18 protein-coding genes are annotated in these 16,497 nt (G+C 64.7%); 12 read left to right on the top strand and 6 right to left on the bottom strand.

The features are described 5' to 3' along the window. Positions 1 to 95: 95 nt before the first annotated feature. Positions 96 to 722, top strand: a complete 627-nt coding sequence (locus tag A3E1_RS0117580; RefSeq protein ID WP_157631583.1) for a class I SAM-dependent DNA methyltransferase — start codon at positions 96 to 98, stop codon at positions 720 to 722. A 22-nt stretch (positions 723 to 744) separates the two neighbouring features. Next, a complete protein-coding gene (locus A3E1_RS0117575) occupies positions 745 to 1,611 on the top strand; it encodes a DPP IV N-terminal domain-containing protein (protein WP_020522106.1) in 867 nt (288 codons plus the stop codon). On the opposite strand, the gene A3E1_RS0117570 is transcribed toward A3E1_RS0117575, so the two are convergent. Beyond that, on the bottom strand, positions 1,605 to 3,212 hold the full coding sequence (locus tag A3E1_RS0117570) for a PucR family transcriptional regulator (protein ID WP_020522105.1): 1,608 nt from the start codon (positions 3,210 to 3,212) through the stop codon (positions 1,605 to 1,607). The genes A3E1_RS0117575 and A3E1_RS0117570 overlap by 7 nt on opposite strands. 9 nt (positions 3,213 to 3,221) lie before the next feature. Then, complete coding sequence (locus A3E1_RS0117565; RefSeq protein WP_020522104.1) at positions 3,222 to 3,470, bottom strand: helix-turn-helix domain-containing protein; 249 nt, start codon at positions 3,468 to 3,470, stop codon at positions 3,222 to 3,224. A 36-nt stretch (positions 3,471 to 3,506) separates the two neighbouring features. Here A3E1_RS0117565 and map point away from each other — a divergent pair, with 36 nt between their 5' ends. From map to A3E1_RS0117535, 6 genes are all read left to right on the top strand, one after another. Further along, a complete protein-coding gene (gene map / locus A3E1_RS0117560) occupies positions 3,507 to 4,271 on the top strand; it encodes a type I methionyl aminopeptidase (protein WP_020522103.1) in 765 nt (254 codons plus the stop codon). A gap of 14 nt (positions 4,272 to 4,285) precedes the next feature. After that, positions 4,286 to 5,248, top strand: coding sequence for an ankyrin repeat domain-containing protein (locus tag A3E1_RS0117555; protein WP_026208536.1), 963 nt, complete (start codon positions 4,286 to 4,288; stop codon positions 5,246 to 5,248). Between the two features lie 66 nt (positions 5,249 to 5,314). After that, positions 5,315 to 5,665, top strand: a complete 351-nt coding sequence (locus A3E1_RS0117550) for a PadR family transcriptional regulator (protein WP_020522101.1) — start codon at positions 5,315 to 5,317, stop codon at positions 5,663 to 5,665. A 2-nt stretch (positions 5,666 to 5,667) separates the two neighbouring features. Next, entirely contained in the window at positions 5,668 to 7,029 is a 1,362-nt protein-coding gene (locus A3E1_RS0117545) for a permease prefix domain 1-containing protein (RefSeq protein WP_157631582.1), read from the top strand. Between the two features lie 41 nt (positions 7,030 to 7,070). Then, a complete protein-coding gene (locus tag A3E1_RS44855; protein ID WP_020522099.1) occupies positions 7,071 to 7,601 on the top strand; it encodes a TetR/AcrR family transcriptional regulator in 531 nt (176 codons plus the stop codon). Then, on the top strand, positions 7,598 to 8,788 hold the full coding sequence (locus A3E1_RS0117535) for an NAD(P)/FAD-dependent oxidoreductase (protein ID WP_020522098.1): 1,191 nt from the start codon (positions 7,598 to 7,600) through the stop codon (positions 8,786 to 8,788). The genes A3E1_RS44855 and A3E1_RS0117535 overlap by 4 nt, the downstream gene beginning before the upstream one ends. Here the strand turns inward: A3E1_RS0117535 and A3E1_RS0117530 are convergent. Next, the gene (locus tag A3E1_RS0117530) at positions 8,769 to 9,563 is read right to left on the bottom strand and encodes a TrmH family RNA methyltransferase (RefSeq protein WP_020522097.1); all 795 of its coding nucleotides are present in this window, start codon (positions 9,561 to 9,563) and stop codon (positions 8,769 to 8,771) included. The genes A3E1_RS0117535 and A3E1_RS0117530 overlap by 20 nt on opposite strands. 36 nt (positions 9,564 to 9,599) lie before the next feature. Between A3E1_RS0117530 and A3E1_RS44850 the strand changes: the two genes are divergently transcribed. Next, complete coding sequence (locus A3E1_RS44850; protein ID WP_157631581.1) at positions 9,600 to 10,025, top strand: RlpA-like double-psi beta-barrel domain-containing protein; 426 nt, start codon at positions 9,600 to 9,602, stop codon at positions 10,023 to 10,025. A gap of 277 nt (positions 10,026 to 10,302) precedes the next feature. Here the strand turns inward: A3E1_RS44850 and A3E1_RS0117515 are convergent, their stop codons facing one another. Continuing rightward, positions 10,303 to 11,298 carry an SPFH domain-containing protein gene (locus tag A3E1_RS0117515; RefSeq protein ID WP_020522094.1) on the bottom strand — a complete coding sequence of 332 codons (996 nt, stop codon included), beginning with the start codon at positions 11,296 to 11,298 and terminating at the stop codon, positions 10,303 to 10,305. Beyond that, positions 11,298 to 11,723, bottom strand: a complete 426-nt coding sequence (locus A3E1_RS0117510; RefSeq protein ID WP_020522093.1) for an NfeD family protein — start codon at positions 11,721 to 11,723, stop codon at positions 11,298 to 11,300. Before A3E1_RS0117510 ends, A3E1_RS0117515 begins: the two co-directional genes overlap by 1 nt. 165 nt (positions 11,724 to 11,888) lie before the next feature. Here A3E1_RS0117510 and A3E1_RS0117505 point away from each other — a divergent pair, with 165 nt between their 5' ends. Then, entirely contained in the window at positions 11,889 to 13,196 is a 1,308-nt protein-coding gene (locus A3E1_RS0117505; RefSeq protein ID WP_020522092.1) for a serine hydrolase domain-containing protein, read from the top strand. On the opposite strand, the gene A3E1_RS0117500 is transcribed toward A3E1_RS0117505, so the two are convergent. Beyond that, positions 13,193 to 14,980: a hypothetical protein gene (locus tag A3E1_RS0117500; protein WP_157631580.1), complete on the bottom strand. Its 1,788-nt coding sequence runs from the start codon at positions 14,978 to 14,980 to the stop codon at positions 13,193 to 13,195. The two genes, A3E1_RS0117505 and A3E1_RS0117500, sit on opposite strands and share 4 nt — an antisense overlap. Before the next feature lie 327 nt (positions 14,981 to 15,307). Here A3E1_RS0117500 and A3E1_RS0117495 point away from each other — a divergent pair, with 327 nt between their 5' ends. Next, positions 15,308 to 16,276 (top strand): DUF222 domain-containing protein, encoded by a 969-nt coding sequence (locus A3E1_RS0117495; protein WP_456064339.1) that lies wholly within the window; start codon positions 15,308 to 15,310, stop codon positions 16,274 to 16,276. A 16-nt stretch (positions 16,277 to 16,292) separates the two neighbouring features. Further along, positions 16,293 to 16,497, top strand: a 205-nt coding sequence (locus A3E1_RS40765) for a DUF222 domain-containing protein (RefSeq protein WP_040391094.1), incomplete at its 3' end; no start/stop codon positions are given.

The raw sequence follows: 16,497 nt of genomic DNA, 5'->3' as shown, positions 1-16,497 counted from the left end.
TGTTGATCACGTCCCACGGGATGTCGATCTGCGTTAGGGATGTGGATCACGACGAAGCGACCGCACGCGCCCGCGACTTGGACGACGATAGAGATATGAGCAGAGCGTTCGACGCTATCGGCGCGCACTACAGCGAGGCCTTCGCTGATAAGCCGGGGCAGGTCGCCGCCACCGCGTGGCTCATCGGACAACTTAGTGCTGGCGACACCGTGCTCGATGTCGGTTGCGGCAGTGGCATCCCGACCGCCCGGCAGCTCGCCGAAGGTGGCCTTGAAGTGGTCGGCGTCGACACCTCTCCCGTGATGCTGGAGCTGGCACGCAAAGCCGTGCCCAAGGGCATTTTCGTGGAACGGGAAATGCACGACCTAGCCGGGCTGCATCCACGGCAAGAGCGCTTCGACGGCGCGGCCGCCTTCTTCTCACTGCTCATGTTGCGCCGCACCGAAATCGGCAAGACGCTCGACGCGATCCGCGATGTGCTCGCCCCCAGCGGTGTCTTCGCGATCGGGATGGTCGAAGGGGACACGGACTTTCTCATGCGGAAGTTTCTTGGTGTTCCGGTGCCGCTCACGGCGTACCCCCGGCAAGAACTTGGCGATCTGTTGGCCCATCACGGTTTCACGGTCACGGAGCTGATCGCCGAAAGGTCCCACAAGGGAACCGACGACGCACCGGAGCAGATTCACCTGTACGCGCGATGCCGCGTTACGCCGCTCATGTAACGGTCGGCTTTATGCTGCCGCCATGCGATTCCTGGCGACCATTCTCGCTGCCACGCTGGCGATCGCGGGGCTTTCCTCCCCCGTGAGCGCCGCGTATCCGGACGTGCCGGTGACGTTCATTCGCGACGGCGACGTCTGGCTCACCACGGGCGGTGTGGCACACCAGATCACCGAAAGCGGTTCCGCGAGCTGGCCTCGCCTATCGCCCGGCAATCGCGAGATCGCTTTCGTCCACGATGGAGACATCTGGATCGCTGAGGTGTCCACGGCTCCCGTGGCCGCCTTAGCGATGCGCCGGCTGACTGCCGGCGCCAAGGCTGGCGGCCCGGCGTGGAGCCCCGACGGGACTTCAATCGCCTACCGTTCCGGTGACGCGCAAACGGGAACGCTGCACATAGTGCCGGCGGACGGAAGCAACGAACGCTTGTGGAACAGTGAGAATTGGTCGCCACTGGAAACAGCGACGTCGGTCGCGTGGTCGGCGGACGGGCGCTTCGTGGCGTACCCAGGCGGGATTTGTGGCTCTATCAATGACGATTGCCTGACCGTTCTCGACCTGAGGAGCGGCAAGGAACGGACCGCCGCTTCCTATGGCGGTGGTGGTATTGAACTGTCAGGCTATGCCACGACTCCGGCGTTTAGCCCCGACTCGCGTTACCTGTATTTCACGCAGCAAACAGGACTGCTCAGCGCAGGACCGTTGCAAATCATCGAGTTTGACCGCGAGAAGCGCAGCGGCCGTCAGGTCGGCATAGACGGTGACTCGTGCCCGGCACCGCTCGGGGACGGCAGGCTTGTGGTTTCCAACGGTGGCAACCTTTTCTACCTGCAACCGGGTGGCCGCCGTTCGGTTCTTGGCGCTGGCACACAGCCCCACGCCGCCTATTGATGCCGAAGCGCGTCCAGCGCGAGCAAAGCCACGTGCAGGGACAGGCAAACCGGCACTGATTCGAGGTCGGCGTTGAGCACCTTGCCGATGCGGGCGAGCCGTTCGTAGAACGCGGGCCGGGACAGATGCGCCGCGGCGGCTGCCGCCGACTTGTTGCGGCCGTGGTCAAGATAGGCGCGCAACGCTGGCAGCAATGGTTCCTTGGCGTGCTCCGCGTCATAGGTCAGCAGCGCGCCCAATTGCCGCTCCACGAACGTTTGCAGCCGCGGTTCGTCACGCAGGAGGAAAAGCAGTCCAGCGAGCCCCACGTGCGGCAACCGGTGCACGGTGATGGCCGAGTCCGGGTCGTGCCTCGCGGCGTCGGCGACCTGCCTGGCCTCAATCAAGGAGCGGCGGGCCTGCCGCAGATTGTCCACATCGGACCCAGCGGCGACGATCAGCTTCTCTTTCGTGTGCCGGCGCAAAGCGGAGGCGAAACCCTCAAGGGCCGCATGCGGATCGGACCCTTGGCGCAGGGCGATCAGGGCGCCCACCGCCATGTCGTCGACCGGGCTCACCAGACCGTCCAAGGCGGACTCACGGATCGCTTGCCCGACAGACTCCGTCAACTCGCGCATCTGTTCCGGGGCGGGCAGTTCGTCGGAGCGGGTCCGGATCGCCACGCCCGCAAGCTTTCTGCGTTCCAGAGTCACGCCCAGGGCACGTGCGCGCAGAGCGACCTCGTCAACGGGAAGACTGTGTTCGAGCAGTGCTGACAGGAGCGTGCCGTGTAGCTGGCGGGCCAGGCCTTCAGCGTCGCGCTCGATGAGCCGTCCTAACGCGAGGGTCGTGGCGGCCCGTTCCAGGACGATGATGAGTCTCGTGGGCGGTTCGCCCTCGTGGGCGTCAAAACGCAGCAGCAGCCGTCCCCAGTCCTGCCCACGCGCGCCCACCATGGTGACGAGCCAGCCCGAGTCGGCGTCATAGCCCGTCCTGCCCGTGGTTTGCACCCGGCGGGAGTGTTGCTCCCAGCCATCGAGCACGAGCGACGCCCGTTCGCCCGCGGTGTCAAAGGCCAGCACCTGGCGGGCCAGGTTCTCCAGCACCACCGGGCAGCCACTCAGCTCGGCCGCCTGGTGCACGACCTCGGCCGGGTCGGCCCCCTCGACACTCAAGTCCGTGAAGCGCTGGTGCACTTCTTCTGCCGCCCGCAGTTCACTGAGCTGAGCGTCCACGATCATCGAGTGCACGGCTTGCGTGATGGGCACGAACGGGGTCGGCCTTCTTAGCTCGACCAGCGGCAGGTTCAGCTTCTGCGCGGCCGCGGCCATGACCTTGGGCACCGATCCGGTGTAACGCCGGCCGAGCTCCACCACGAGTCCCACGACTCCGGCCTCGGACAGCTCGCGCAGGTAACCGCGAATCCCTTCATCGTCAGCGGGAAGGCCGATCCCGGTGGTCAGCATCAGTTCCCCACCGCGCAGCAGGCTCGCGATGTCATGCACGTCAGCCGAATGCACCCACCGCACGCGCCGGTCGAGTCCCGCTTCCCCGGCCACGAGCCGGGGCTCACCAGCGCGCATGGAGTCCAGAGCCAGCACCTCGCGCACGGTCGGGAACATGATCTGAGCCTAAGGGACCGGCTCGAGTTGGGCAGCGAGGGCGTTGAGGTCCAGGCCGAGCACCCGGGCCAGGGCGGCGACGGTGAAGAAAGCGGGGGTCGCGATGACGCCCTGCTCGATCTTGCGAAGGGTGTCCAGCGAGATGCCGGCTTCCTGCGCCACCTCAGCCGCGCTGCGGTTTTGGCGGGCACGCTGAAGGGTGCGGCCTAGGGCGAAGCCTCGAAGGCGCTCTTCTTCCGTTAACGGGGTCCGGACCATACCCACGATGATAATACTGGTATTAAAATACCACCCATGGTTGAGCTGAAGTCCCCGTCCGAAATTGAGATCATGCGCGAGGCTGGCCGGGTGGTGGCCGCGGCGCTGGCCGCCACCGCCGCGGCCGCGCACGAAGGCGTCACCCTGTCCGCATTGGACGAGCTGGCCGCGCAAGTCATCGCGAGCCATGGTGCCAAGCCATCGTTCCTTGGCTACCACCCCAGCTGGGCACCAACGCCGTTTCCTGGCGTGGTGTGCCTGTCGGTGAACAACGCGATCGTGCACGGCATCCCCGACGGCACGAAGCTGCGGCACGGTGACGTGCTCTCGATCGATTGCGGCGCCAGCGTCGACGGCTACCACGGCGACGCGGCCATCACCGTCGCGATTGGACAGACCGATGCCTCCGGCGAAAGGCTCATGGAGACGACCCGTCTGGCGTTGGCTGCCGGGATAGCCCAGGCCCGACCCGGCAACCGGATCGGTGATATCTCCTTCGCGATCGAAACCGTTGCCCGGCAAGCAGGTTATGGCTTGGCCTTCGGGATGGGCGGCCATGGCATCGGCACTCAAATGCATCAAGACCCGGATGTACCCAACACAGGCCGCCCCAACCGCGGATTCGTTCTGCGCGAAGGACTTGTCCTGGCCCTGGAGCCCATGCTCACCGAAGGCGGAAGCGATCGCAACCGCACCGCGATGGACGGCTGGACGATCCTGACCGCTGACGGAAAGCGCGCGGCGCACTTCGAGCACACGGTCGCGATCACCAGCGAGGGACCGCTGATTCTCACGAGCTGACCTATCCTCCTGGCATGTCGATTGCTAGTGGCTGGGCCAACATGGGCTGGCACTCCTGGACCGACCTATCAGCCGTTCGCGCCCGCCTTGACGCCGGCGCCAACCCGAATGGTGAGCCAGGCGAGTGGACTCCCCTGCACGATGCCGCCGAGCGTGGAACTCCAGAAGTCGTGGCCGAACTCGCGCGGCTAACGTCTAATGTGGATGCTTTCTACGATGGCCGGACCGCTTTATGGAACGCGGTTCAGGCTGACCGTGCCGACAACGCTCGCGTGCTGCTGCGCGCGGGAGCCGATCCGTGGCTGTCCATGATGGACGGCTGGTCTCCCGCCCGGCTGAGCCTTGTCACCAAAACACCGGATCTATTCGACGCGCCCGCGTCTTTGCTGACCGCCGAGGAGCGCGCCGCCGTCACCGAAGCGCCCCGCCTGATCGAGGCGGTCAGTGACATCTACGGCGAGGGCCTGAGTGTGTGCTGTGTCAGCGGAATCGATGCGCAAGAGGCGGTGCGCCGCCTCCAGGCGACCGTTTTCGTACCCGAGGAAGGTGAGATCGACGACGAGTACGGATATGACATCGACGACGGATCGTTGGAGGTCTTAGGAATTACCACGGTTCCTGGCGGCACGCTCGTTTGCCAGCCCTGGGCTTTCGGGGCTTCGAGGCCTGTCGTGTCGTTGCTGCTGTCCGCCGGCACGCATTGCTATGCCATGTATGCCAACCCGAAGAGCGGAAACCAGGGCAGTCTCGTGCGCGACGGCGCCATCGTGGGCTGGGATCTGCACCCGGGCGGTGGCTGGTCTCGCGAAGGCGATGACGCCAGCGAGATCCTGCGCATGTATCTCTATCGCGGTCATGCGCTCGCCTATTGCTGTGCCGCGGCCGGCTTGGCCCCGCAGGACAACCGGCCCTTCGCCTATGAGCCCGGTCTTTGGGCGCGTTTGCCCAGCCGGGACTATTGGGCGACTACCCTCTAGCGAACCGGCCATACCTAGAACTACTATCCCTAGCAGTTCTAGGTATGAAAATGGACGGTGGCGCCTATGCACATCCCTAAAGACCTGGTCGCAGCCTCAGCGACGCCGCTGGTGCTGGGCATCCTGTCCCAGCAAGACAGCTATGGCTACGCGATCATCAAGCAGATCAGTGAGCTGTCCGGTGGGCAGCTCGAGTGGACCGATGGGCTGCTCTATCCGCTGCTGCACCGGTTGGAGCGGGTCGGGCACATCGAATCGTTCTGGCAGACCCCCGAGGGCGGCCGCCGCCGGAAGTATTACCGCATCACCGACCAGGGCCGCACCGAGCTAGCCGAGCACCACCGGCAGTGGACGGCTGTTGTCGACGCTCTCAAAGGGATCTGGAATATGACTCCCGCACGACTCGTGGAGGGGTGACCGTGGCGACGGATAGTGAATACGACCTCGAACGTCAGATCGGCGAGTGGCGCACTTACATGCAGCGCCGCCAAGCGGTCGGCACCGACGCCGAGGAGCTGGAAGACCATCTGCGCAGCACCATCACCGATCTCACCGAGGGCGGGCTCCAGCCCGACGAGGCGTTCCTGGTCGCGGTGAAGCGCATGGGCAGCGTCGACGACGTGTCACGCGAGTTCGCCCGGGAGCACTCGGGACGGTTGTGGAAACAGCTTGTGCTCGCTGGCACACCAGAAGCCCAAGCGGCCACCAACCGGCCCGATCTATGGACCATGATTGGCTGCGCGGCCGGGGCAGCGATCGCCATCAAGCTCCCGGCACTTTTCGGGGTGGACTTCGACAACGATGGCGAGTTCTACGCGCGTAACATCTCGCTGTTCGCGTTCGTGCCCTTAGCCGCCTACTTCGCGATCCGCCGCAAACTCAGCCCGCTTTACCTGGGCATCGTGGCGTTGCTTTTCGCGGCGGGTGCCATCGGCGCCAACGTTTATCAGCTCAGCCAGAACTCTCAGTCGGTCATCCTGACAGCCATACACTTGCCGCTCGCCCTTTGGCTCGCGGCCGGCGTCGCGTACACCGGCGGCGATTGGCGCTCAGATCGCAAGCGAATGGACTTCATCCGCTTCACCGGCGAATGGTTCGTCTACTTCGTGCTCATAGCGCTCGGCGGCGGAGTCCTCACTGGCTTCACCGTTGGCACGTTTGAGGCGATCGGCCTGAACGCGGAAGACTTCGTCCAGCTCTGGCTTATACCGTGCGGCGCGGTAGCCGCCGTGGTCGTCGCGGCCTGGCTTGTCGAAGCCAAGCAGAGCGTCATCGAGAACATCGCGCCGGTGCTGACTCGCGTTTTCACGCCGCTATTCACCGCCGTCCTGCTGGCTTTGCTAGCCGGGATCGGGATCAGCAGCACCGGAATCGACGTACAGCGCGATGTGCTCATCTTGTTCGATCTGCTGCTCGTCGTGGTACTAGGGCTGTTGCTCTACTCCATCTCAGCTCGCGATCCGCTAAGCCCGCCCGGGCTTTTCGACAAGCTTCAGCTAGCTCTTGTCGTCAGCGCGCTGGCGATCGATGTGCTCGTGCTCATCGCGATCACCGGGCGAATCGCGGAGTGGGGATCGACGCCTAACAAGGTCGCCGCTCTCGGTGAGAACGTCGTCCTGCTAACAAACTTGGCTTGGTCGGCTTGGCTCCTCCTGGGATTCATCCGTCGCCAGCTGCCGTTCGCCGCTCTCGAACGGTGGCAGACCAGATACGTAGTTGTCTATGCCGCTTGGGCCTGGGCTGTCGTGCTGGTCTTCCCTCCGCTATTCAACTTCAAGTAGCCCACTTGACATAGGCGTGTCACATGAGACAAGAATGTCTCATGACAGTCGACCTTGGCAAGCTGGCCGCGGCACTCAACGCGCGGCCAGGGGCCACGATGGCGGAAGTGGCCGCCGTGGCGGGAATCAGCCGGGCAACACTGCACCGGCGGTTCCCGTCGCGGGCGGACCTCCTGTCGGAGCTCGCCCAGGAGGCCGTTTCCACCGCTGGCGCCGCCCTTCGCGCCGCCAAACCCACGCAAGGCAACGCCGGGGTCGCGCTCGACCGGGTGGTGCACGCTCTCGTCCCCATCGGGGCGACATTCGCTTTCGTACTCCGCGAAGGCGCCTGGCTCGACGACGTGCCAGCGGTCGCGCGGCAGCTGACCGAGATCGAGGGGACGCTGGCGAAACTTGTCGCGAAAGGACGGTCCGACGGCAGCCTGCGCCTCGACCTTCCCGCGTCCTATCAGGTCCGCCTCATTCTGGCCGCGATCACCACCGCTTGGGAAGCTCAGGCGGCCGGCGAAGTGGGCGCGAAAGAAGCGCCCGCGTTAGCGGCTTCGGTGCTGCGTAACGGGATCGGGACATGAACTATTGGTGGGCGGGTCTCTCTGTTCCTGCCACGGCGCCAGAACCCGTGTCGCACACCGATGTCGCCGTGATCGGCGCCGGATACGCCGGACTGTCCGTCGCCCTGGACCTGCTCCCCCGTCACCGGGTAGATGTCTTCGAGGCAGAACACGTCGGCTTCGGTGCCAGCGGGCGCAACTCGGGACTGCTGCTTCCCGTTGCCGTGCTTCCCTGGCTCATTCCAGGCGCTGCCGGCCGATCCAGCGCACGGCAGGCTTTGAAACGGTTGCACGACCGGGCTTGCGCTCAGGCTTCATCGCTCGCCGGGCGGCACCCGTCGGCGCAGATGCGTCCAGTGACCGTCCACTTGCGAGCACCCAACCGCATTGTCTCCGCTGGGCTGTCCTGGGTCGCCGATGCCTTGGCTTCCACCGGCGTTCCCGTGACGGCGTCACGTCGCAGCATGGCCCTGCAAGGCTGGACAATGCATCCCGCCAAGCTAGCGCTGTCGCTCGCTCGCGCGGTCCGTGCCGCTGGCGGCTCGATTCACGAGCGCTCCCCCGTGCGTGCTGTGTCGCCGAGCCGCGATCACGTGACGCTGACGCTCACCGACGGACGCATTGTCACGGCTGCTTATGCCGTCGTGTGCACTAACGCCTACACCGGTTCCGTCGCCCTGCCCGATCCGCCCGCGGCCAAGGTGCAGCACACGTACATGCTCGCGACAACGCCACTGCCGCTTGACGTTCAGCACAACCTCGGTGGCTCAGACAGTTACGTGGCCACGCCCAGCCTTGGCATGTCCTACCGCAGACTCCACGAGGGACGGCTCCTCTTCGGTGCGCTCGGCAGCTCCAAAGACGACCCTCACGCACAGGACAAGCTGGACCGCGAGCTGCGACGGCGAGTGCCGCAACCACTGACCGCCGGCTACCGCTGGGGCGGGCCGATCCACACCACCGGCACGGAGACGCCCGTGATCCGCGCTAGCGCCGCCAGCCCGCGGATCGTCTACGTCGCCGGCTTCGCGGGCAGTGGCGTGGCTCTGAGCCTGCTTGCCGGGCCACTCTCGCGCGATCTGCTGCCCGGCGGGGATGCCGGCGAAGAGGCCACGGAGCTTCGGCAAGCGATGCTCAGCACCCGCTTTCCGTCGCTGGGAACAGTCAGCGCATTGGCCGGGGTGCTCGCTAGGCTTCCGCGCGCGTGAGTTCCCAGCACGCCACCGCCGTCGCGGCAGCGACGTTTAACGAATCGACGCCACGGCGCATCGGAATGCGTACCCTCACGTCACTGGCATTGAGCGCTTCCTGCGAAAGACCGGGTCCTTCCGCGCCCATCAGCAGAGCCGGCCGCAGCCTTTGACTGTCCGAAAGGGACTGTAGTGACACCGCCGCCTCATCCGGCGTCATCGCCAAAATCTGATAACCCGCATCGCGTACCAGCTGCAGGCCTGAAGGCCACGAAGGGAAAGTGGCGTAAGGAATGGCGAAAACCTCGCCCATCGAGACCCGCACGCTACGACGGTAAAGCGGATCGGCACACGTCGGCGACAGCAGCACGGCGTCCACGCCGAGCCCGGCCACCACGCGGAAGATGGCCCCAATATTGGTGTGGTTATTGATGTCTTCGAGGATCACCACCCGGCGCGCCGACATCAGCACCTCGGAAATCGTTGGCAGCGCTAGCCGGTGAAAACTCGCGAGCACACCGCGGTGGACGTGAAACCCGGTGATCGCCTCAAGCACCTGGGGCGAAGCCGCATAGGTGGGCGCCTGGTCCAGATCCGCGATCTGTGCGGCTCGTTTCTCCTCAATCAAAAAGGAGCGGGGTTGGTACCCAGCCCGCAGCGCCCGCCGCAGAACCAGTTCGCCTTCGGCGATGAACAGCCCGTGCGGCGGTTCCCACCGAGTGCGCAGCTCCACATCGGTCAGCGCGCGGTAATCGGCGATCCGTTCATCCGAAGGATCGGTGATCAGCTCCATTTTCCCAGCCTAAGCGTTGATCGAAGTGTGGACACCGTGACCTTAGGCGCCGCTGTGATGAGCGCGGCAATGACCCTGACCAGTGCTGTATACGAAGGCGACGCGACCTGGTATGTCCCGGGAGGCAGCGCGTGCGGCATCACCAGCGAGCCCACCGACCTCGTGGCGGCGATCCCAGCGCCGATGTTCGCCCGGCACCACTGCGGCAAGCAAGCGGCTGTCTGGCGTGGTGACCGTTCCGTCATCGTCACCGTCACAGACCGTTGCGCGGGATGCCGGCACGGCAGCATCGACCTGAGCCGCGAGGCGTTCGCCCGCTTAGGCCTGCTGGGCGAGGGCCGCATCAAAGTCACGTGGTTCTATCTCGACGAATCGCCCGCGCCGCGTTCCACCGACGAGCTGACCTCCTTCGCTCCCGCACCCTTTGGCACCGCGCCTTCGCGCGTTCCTGCCTCTGTCTAGGACCGCCGCCACTCGCACGCTTTCGGTGCTGTACTTCGGTTCGGCGCTTTCGGTGCTGTGCTTCGGTGCCGCGCTTCGGTTCGGCGCTTTCGGTGCCGCGCTTCGGTTCGGCGCTTTCGGTGCTGTGCTTCGGTTCGGCGCTTCGGTGCCGCGCTCCGGTGCCGCGCTCCGATGCCGCGCTTCGGTTCGGCGCTTCGGGCCGTTTGCCGTTAGACAGCGACGTGCCCGGCACCTAGATGCCGGGCACGTGTTGCGCTTGACCATCGTTTGTAGACGGTTAGGGGCGCGTGTCGTTCTCGATTTGCCGCACCGCTGCCTCGGCCTCAGCCGACATGCGCGCGACCTCGCGCTCGGCTTCGTCGCCCGCGGTCTTCGCCGCTTCGGCCGCACCCGGCGACTCAACGAGATCGCCGAACCGGCTTGAGATGCCTTCGAGCAGCTTCGTGACCTCGGCCGGGATGATCCACAGTTTGTTCGACGCACCAGCGGCGATCTGTGGCAGGGCCTGCAAGTATTGCCAGGCCATCACCTTGTTGTCGGGCTCCGCCACGTGAATGGCGTCGACGACCAGCTTGATCGCCTTGGCCTGACCCTCAGCCTGCAGAATGCGGGCCTGCCGGTCGCCGTCAGCGCGCAGCACCGCCGCCTGCTTCTCACCTTCAGCGGTGAGAATCTGCGACTGCTTCACGCCTTCGGCGTTTAGAATCGCGGCACGCCGGTCACGCTCGGCACGCATCTGCTTTTCCATCGCGTCGCGAATGCTCGGCGGTGGCTCAATCGCCTTGATCTCCACACGGGTCACCTTGATGCCCCAGCGGCCGGTGTTCTCATCGAGCACCGAGGCCAGCTGGCTGTTAACGACATCACGGCTCGTGAGAGACCGCTCCAGGTCCATCGAACCGATGACGTTACGCAAAGTGGTAACGGTCAGCTGCTCGATCGCCTGAATGAAGTTGGCGATTTCATACGTGGCCCGTACTGGCTCGACAACCTTGTAGTAGAGGACTGTGTCGATGGACACGACAAGGTTGTCAGACGTGATAACGGGTTGCGGCGGGAAGCTCTGCACCTGTTCCCGAAGGTCCACTTTGGTGCGAACCTGATCGATGAACGGGACCAGAATGTTGAGGCCCGGAGTCAGCGTCCGGTTGTACTTTCCGAGCCGTTCAACAACGTCATTGCGTTGCTGCGGCACAATTTTCACCATCTTGACCAGAGTGATTATCAGAACCAGAGCGATAGCCCCAGCGATAATCAGCGCGAACTGGCCCATCAATCCCTCCACACCAGCGCGGTTGCGCCGTCCACTTTGACTACGCGAACCCGGTCCCCAGGCTCGTAAATTTTCTCGGCATCATAGGGGCGGGCCCGCCAGAGTTCACCCTCGATCTTGACCATACCGTGATCGCGGTCAATTCGCTCAACCACGACGGCATCCGCTCCTTCGGTCACGGCGAGACCGAGCTCGGTCCTCCCGCGCTCCAGGCGACGGTTGATCCAAGGCCGCACCAGCCAAAGGGCGAGTGCCGAAACGATGCCGAAGACCAGCACCTGCAGCCAGAGCTCTCCGCCGGCGATGGCGACGAGCGCACCCGCAAGGGCACCCGCACCGATCATCAGCAGGACGAACGTCCCAGTGAAAAGCTCAAGGATGATAAGTGCCGCTGCGGCAATCAGCCATCCGATCCATTCCTCCACGCTCTGATCGTGTCACGTCCGCGCCACATTCGCGCGCTTCACTCCCCCTGATTCCGATCACCATGGGTGGGCCGAACGGACAGTCCCGGCTGGCCACTTAGACTGCGCGGATAACCAAGCCCTGTGGCCAGCCGTTCCCCTGGTGAGATCTTTCGAGGAGCTGTGATGACACTTTCGGCACACGCGGCGCTAGGGGTCAACGACCTCGTCGCGCGGGCGCAAGCGCACGGCAAGGCACCCGCGGTGGTCGCCGCCGTGGTGCGCAACGGCACGATGGCACACTTCGCCTCCGCAGGGCGCGACCCGGCGACCAGTGTCACCCCGACGCCTGACACGCAGTTTCGCATCGGCTCCATCACCAAAACCATGACCGCCGTGATGCTCATGCAGCTGCGCGACGAGGGTCTGCTCGCGTTAGACGATCTGCTTTACCGGCACTTGCCCGGTACACCCGTGGGGTCGGCAATTAATCTCCGGCAGCTCCTCGGTCACGTGAGCGGACTGCAACGCGAGCCTGACGGCCCGTGGTGGGAACGCGCCGAAGGCACCGACTTGGAGACCTTCCTCAACGCCCTCACCCCGGACAAGATGGCCTATCCGCCACATCGGGCTTACCACTATTCCAATCTGGCGTACGGGCTCCTGGGCGCCGTGCTCAACAAGGTCACCGGCACGGACTGGACCGACCTGCTGAGCAAGCGGCTGCTCGGCCCGCTCGGCATGCGGCGCACCACGCATCTGGAAGCCGAGCCGTTCGCGCGCGGCTACGTCGTGCATCCTTGGTACGGTACGCTGAACGAAGAACCGCGCCCGGACACCAAAGCGATGGCCCCCGCGGGGCAGCTGTGGTCCACGGCGGAGGACTTGGCCAAGTGGGCGGCGTTCCTCGCCGACCCCGATCCAGCGGTGCTCAAACCCGAGACGCTCACCGAGATGTGCGCCCCGGTCGTCATTTCCGATCTGGACGCGTGGACGTCCGGCCACGGACTCGGTCTCGAACTCATCCGCTCGGGCGAGCGAATCTACATTGGACACGGCGGCTCGATGCCCGGTTACCTGGCTCATGTGCTCGTGCACCGCCCGTCGCGCACGGCCACCCTCATGTTCGCCAGTGCCTACACCCTGCACGACGAGCGCATCACCGACCTGAACACCGAACTGCTGTCCATGGTGCTCGATCTCGACCCACCCGCTCCCCCGGCGTGGACTCCCCCCACGGACCGCTCACCACACGAACTCGCCGGTTCATGGTGGTGGATGGGCCGCGAAGTCGTCGTCCACACCGACGGCGACGAACTGGTCTTCGTGCCCCGCATCGCCGCCACGCCTTGGCGTTTCGCCCAAGAGGGCGCTGACGTCTGGCGCTGTCACACAGGCGCCAACGACGGCGAAGTTCTCCGGGTTCGCCGGGCTCCCGACGGCACACCGTCTGAATTGGACATCGCGACGTTCATCCACACCCGCACGCCTTAGCCGGACCGATAGCCAGCGGGAGAGCCCAACGTCATGTACTGCTCGCGCAGCCGGTCGGGAGCGCCCTCCTCCAGCGGTTCCATGTGCCTGCCGATAAACGCTGGCAGGCCAGTCTTTCCAGACCCGATGACGCCTTTCCAGCGCACCTTTCCCTCATCGGAGCGGCGGATCGCGTAGGCGTGCCCGTTGGGCAAGACGCGGGCGCGCTCGGCCGAGGCCGCCGAGTACACCATGGAAAGTATTTTCTTGGCCTGGGCTTTGAGCTGGCGAGGCGGAATGTCGATCCGGATGCAATGCCCTATGTGGCGCGGCCGGGCCATTGACAGCGCCAGCAGGCCCATCGAGCTGTCCCGGTCGCGGAACCGCTTGGGGCGACGGCACACCATCGACGAGATCCAGATATGCCGAACTTGCCCCGCGACGAGGAGCGGCTGGCGTTCTCTGTCTTCAGCAACCCACATGACCCGCTGGCTCGTGACGAACACCCGGAACCCAGACCTGATGTGCCACACCGGATCGACTCTGAGTTCCTCCACAATTAGATTGGTGTTGAAGCTGTGCAGGATCACCTCCCCGGGAGCGAGTTCGGGATTGCCGTCGGCATCAATCCACGGAATGTTCCAATCGGTTGGCTCGGCATGTTCTCCTCGCCGCACGATGTGGGTCAACGACGGCGGATCGCCCTTCGCCGGAGCGGTAAGCACCTGCTCAAACGGCGGGCTGAACGGCCGCCTTGGCTTGCCGGTCTCGTGTTCCAAGCACGCTCGCAGCGCGCGGGTGAATTGCTTCACCGCCTCGGTGTCGGTGCCATACGTTAGAACTTGCTGTCCGTTTAGCAGACCGTGCAGGCGACGCTCGATGTCATCGGGCGCCTCGTTTCTGGCGAACTTCCCCGCCCACGTTCGCTCGGCGACATACACACAAGGACGCGGCACTCGCAGCGCCAAAAGCTCAATCTCCCAAAGCACGTTCTCCGTTGGTTCGGATATGTCAATTAGCGCGACACTCGCGTCCACGGCGAACCGGGTGACGGCACGCTGCCAAAGCGCGTCCAGGACCACCCGCACCACCAGAAGCCTGGCCGCATAAGTGCCGCGGACCGCTTTGCGGACCGTCCACGGTGCGTACTTCAGCTCCTCCTCCCGCTCGATCGTGATCGTCCTGCCCTTGTCCGCTTCGCTGATCGAGGTCATCGCCGACCCGATGACGACAAGGCCCGGCCCGACGAGAAGCGTTCCCACCATCACCGCGATGGGATTACTCAGCTGCGCGAGGAACTCCACGCCCGACCACCAAGCCGCGATTCCAATGAGGACGGACACCACGGTCGCGGCGGCCATCTTGCCCAGGATCGACAGATCACCCAGCTTGGAGAACAACTGCCAGCCCCGCGCGGCCAGTTTCGGCCCTTCACCGACGCCGACAGCAGCAATCCGGTGATCGTCCAAAGTGACCAGTCGCCACTCCGTGCCGACTTGCGTTACCGCCGTGGTGACCACGTGAGTGGCTGGAGCATAGCCAAACCTGCGCAGAAACAGCACTTGATGCCGGTTGGCCCGCAGCAGCTTGAGCCCAAATGTTCGCGAAGCGAAGAACGCCACGACACTGACAATCCACGCCCCCGCAATGAACGGCCACCAGCTAACGGGAATGAAGTCAAACGGATCGCCGGAATAGGGATCACCTGGCACCGGCTCACCGCCAAACACCTGGTACACAAGCTCAACGAGCCCCGCAAACCCCAGCCACACCGCGGGAATCGACGTTACGACGGCTACTAACATCAGCCCAACGCCGGCTGTCCGTGTCAGCAACCGCGTTAGCGGCTGGAGGCGCTTTGAACCTGGCCCGTGATCGGTAAACCTGATGGTCATTTCCCATCCCTGCCGGAGTGATAGACGCGATTGTCCGCGCTTGCTCGCCGCCGCAGCCACCTCTGTCCCGGCACGATCCCCCCGACAATCGCCCGGTACCCATTCCTGACCGACGGTGCTACACCTCTAGTCGCCTGCTCCACCGCATCGTTGCCCGGCCAGGTCGCCGTCGCTGCGCCCTAGTTCCCTCGAACGGTAAATCCCGTCCGCCGTAATCCCTTCGGCCGAGTTCGCCGTGTGTGCCGACCGCCGCCGTTGCCCTCGCGAGTACCGCGTTGGTCAGAGGAGCACCAGGCTGCGTCGCACCTACCATCCTGTTTGGATTGTTTTCTGCGGCGAAACCTGAGGCTCGTTAAGCGGCAAGATCTGTTGTGGGGCAAGGGTTTGGTGTTGCTGATATCCGCAATCTGGGGCGGCCTGTTTCTGTCAGACCCGGCTCGTAGGGTTGGGTTTGTGAGGCAGCGGGGTGTTCTAGCGGGACGGGCAGTATTTGCCTTGTCCGACANNGAACTCGCNTCCGCGGCAGTCGATATCCGTGACAGCATCCGGGTCCTGCAAGCCGAACTGATCACGGTGGCCGCCGAGCAGGCTGGGCGTAACATTCCCTACCAGCAGGGCTATGCGTCAGTTCCGGCGTGGCTGAACGCCACCCACCGCGTCGGGGTCAACGCCGCGGCGAAGATGGCCAAACTGATCAAACTCCTGCCCACTGTTCCCGCTGTGGCTGAAGCCTTCGCCGCCGGTTCGTTTTCTGAGGCGCAGGCGGCCGAGATCGCACAGGCGGCCGACACCGTTCCCGCATGTGTGCGCGAAGAAGCAGCAGCCGTCCTGCTCGGCCAGGCGGCATCGTTGAAACCGGAAGAGCTGCGTATCGCAGGCCGGCGGATCCTGCGTCACGTCGACCCNGACAAGGCTGAAGAACACGAACGTAAACAGATAGAACGCGAAGACCGNCNNGCGTGGGAAGCACGCGCNTTCACCGTCAGCGCCGATGGCACCGGCCGCTACCAGCTATCCGGCTACACCACCGGCGAAGGCGCCGCCATATTGAAAGCCGCCCTCGAACCCCCTATGCAACCCAGCCCGGTCCAAACCGTCGCCTTTAGACACCTGCAACACCAGTCCCGCGCCCCCCGCATGCCAATGCACCACCGGCGCCAGCGGCCGGGCATGCAGCAACCGGTGCAGCGAAAGCGACGACGTTGACAGCACAGTGCGTGATATGGCCGGGCAGCCGCTACCACAAGCATTCCGCGACCCACACACACCAGCACAACGCCGCCACGACGCCCTGCTAGAACTGATAGACCTCGCGCTCAAAACAGACGACCTACCCGCCAACAGCGGAACCAAAACACAAATCGTCATCACCGCACCCTACGACGTCACCGCACAGAAAGTTCAGGACGCGACGCTGGATACCGGCG

It is taken from the genome of Catelliglobosispora koreensis DSM 44566 (assembly GCF_000379685.1).
GTDB classification, from domain to species: Bacteria; Actinomycetota; Actinomycetes; order Mycobacteriales; family Micromonosporaceae; genus Catelliglobosispora; species Catelliglobosispora koreensis.
Note: the sequence above shows the minus strand (reverse complement) of the source record. Positions and strands in the feature narration are given on the sequence as shown.

Excerpts from the sequence above, each read along its gene's own strand:
- map (WP_020522103.1), top strand. The coding sequence starts at position 3,507 with ATGGTTGAGCTGAAGTCCCCGTCCGAAATTGAGATCATGCGCGAGGCT.
- A3E1_RS0117505 (WP_020522092.1), top strand. The coding sequence starts at position 11,889 with ATGACACTTTCGGCACACGCGGCGCTAGGGGTCAACGACCTCGTCGCG.
- A3E1_RS0117530 (WP_020522097.1), bottom strand. The coding sequence starts at position 9,563 with ATGGAGCTGATCACCGATCCTTCGGATGAACGGATCGCCGATTACCGC.
- A3E1_RS0117555 (WP_026208536.1), top strand. The coding sequence starts at position 4,286 with ATGTCGATTGCTAGTGGCTGGGCCAACATGGGCTGGCACTCCTGGACC.
- A3E1_RS0117515 (WP_020522094.1), bottom strand. The coding sequence starts at position 11,298 with ATGGGCCAGTTCGCGCTGATTATCGCTGGGGCTATCGCTCTGGTTCTG.
- A3E1_RS0117500 (WP_157631580.1), bottom strand. The coding sequence starts at position 14,980 with ATGTTAGTAGCCGTCGTAACGTCGATTCCCGCGGTGTGGCTGGGGTTT.
- A3E1_RS0117570 (WP_020522105.1), bottom strand. The coding sequence starts at position 3,212 with ATGTTCCCGACCGTGCGCGAGGTGCTGGCTCTGGACTCCATGCGCGCT.
- A3E1_RS0117565 (WP_020522104.1), bottom strand. The coding sequence starts at position 3,470 with ATGGTCCGGACCCCGTTAACGGAAGAAGAGCGCCTTCGAGGCTTCGCC.
- A3E1_RS0117550 (WP_020522101.1), top strand. The coding sequence starts at position 5,315 with ATGCACATCCCTAAAGACCTGGTCGCAGCCTCAGCGACGCCGCTGGTG.
- A3E1_RS44855 (WP_020522099.1), top strand. The coding sequence starts at position 7,071 with ATGACAGTCGACCTTGGCAAGCTGGCCGCGGCACTCAACGCGCGGCCA.
- A3E1_RS0117580 (WP_157631583.1), top strand. The coding sequence starts at position 96 with ATGAGCAGAGCGTTCGACGCTATCGGCGCGCACTACAGCGAGGCCTTC.
- A3E1_RS0117575 (WP_020522106.1), top strand. The coding sequence starts at position 745 with ATGCGATTCCTGGCGACCATTCTCGCTGCCACGCTGGCGATCGCGGGG.
- A3E1_RS0117535 (WP_020522098.1), top strand. The coding sequence starts at position 7,598 with ATGAACTATTGGTGGGCGGGTCTCTCTGTTCCTGCCACGGCGCCAGAA.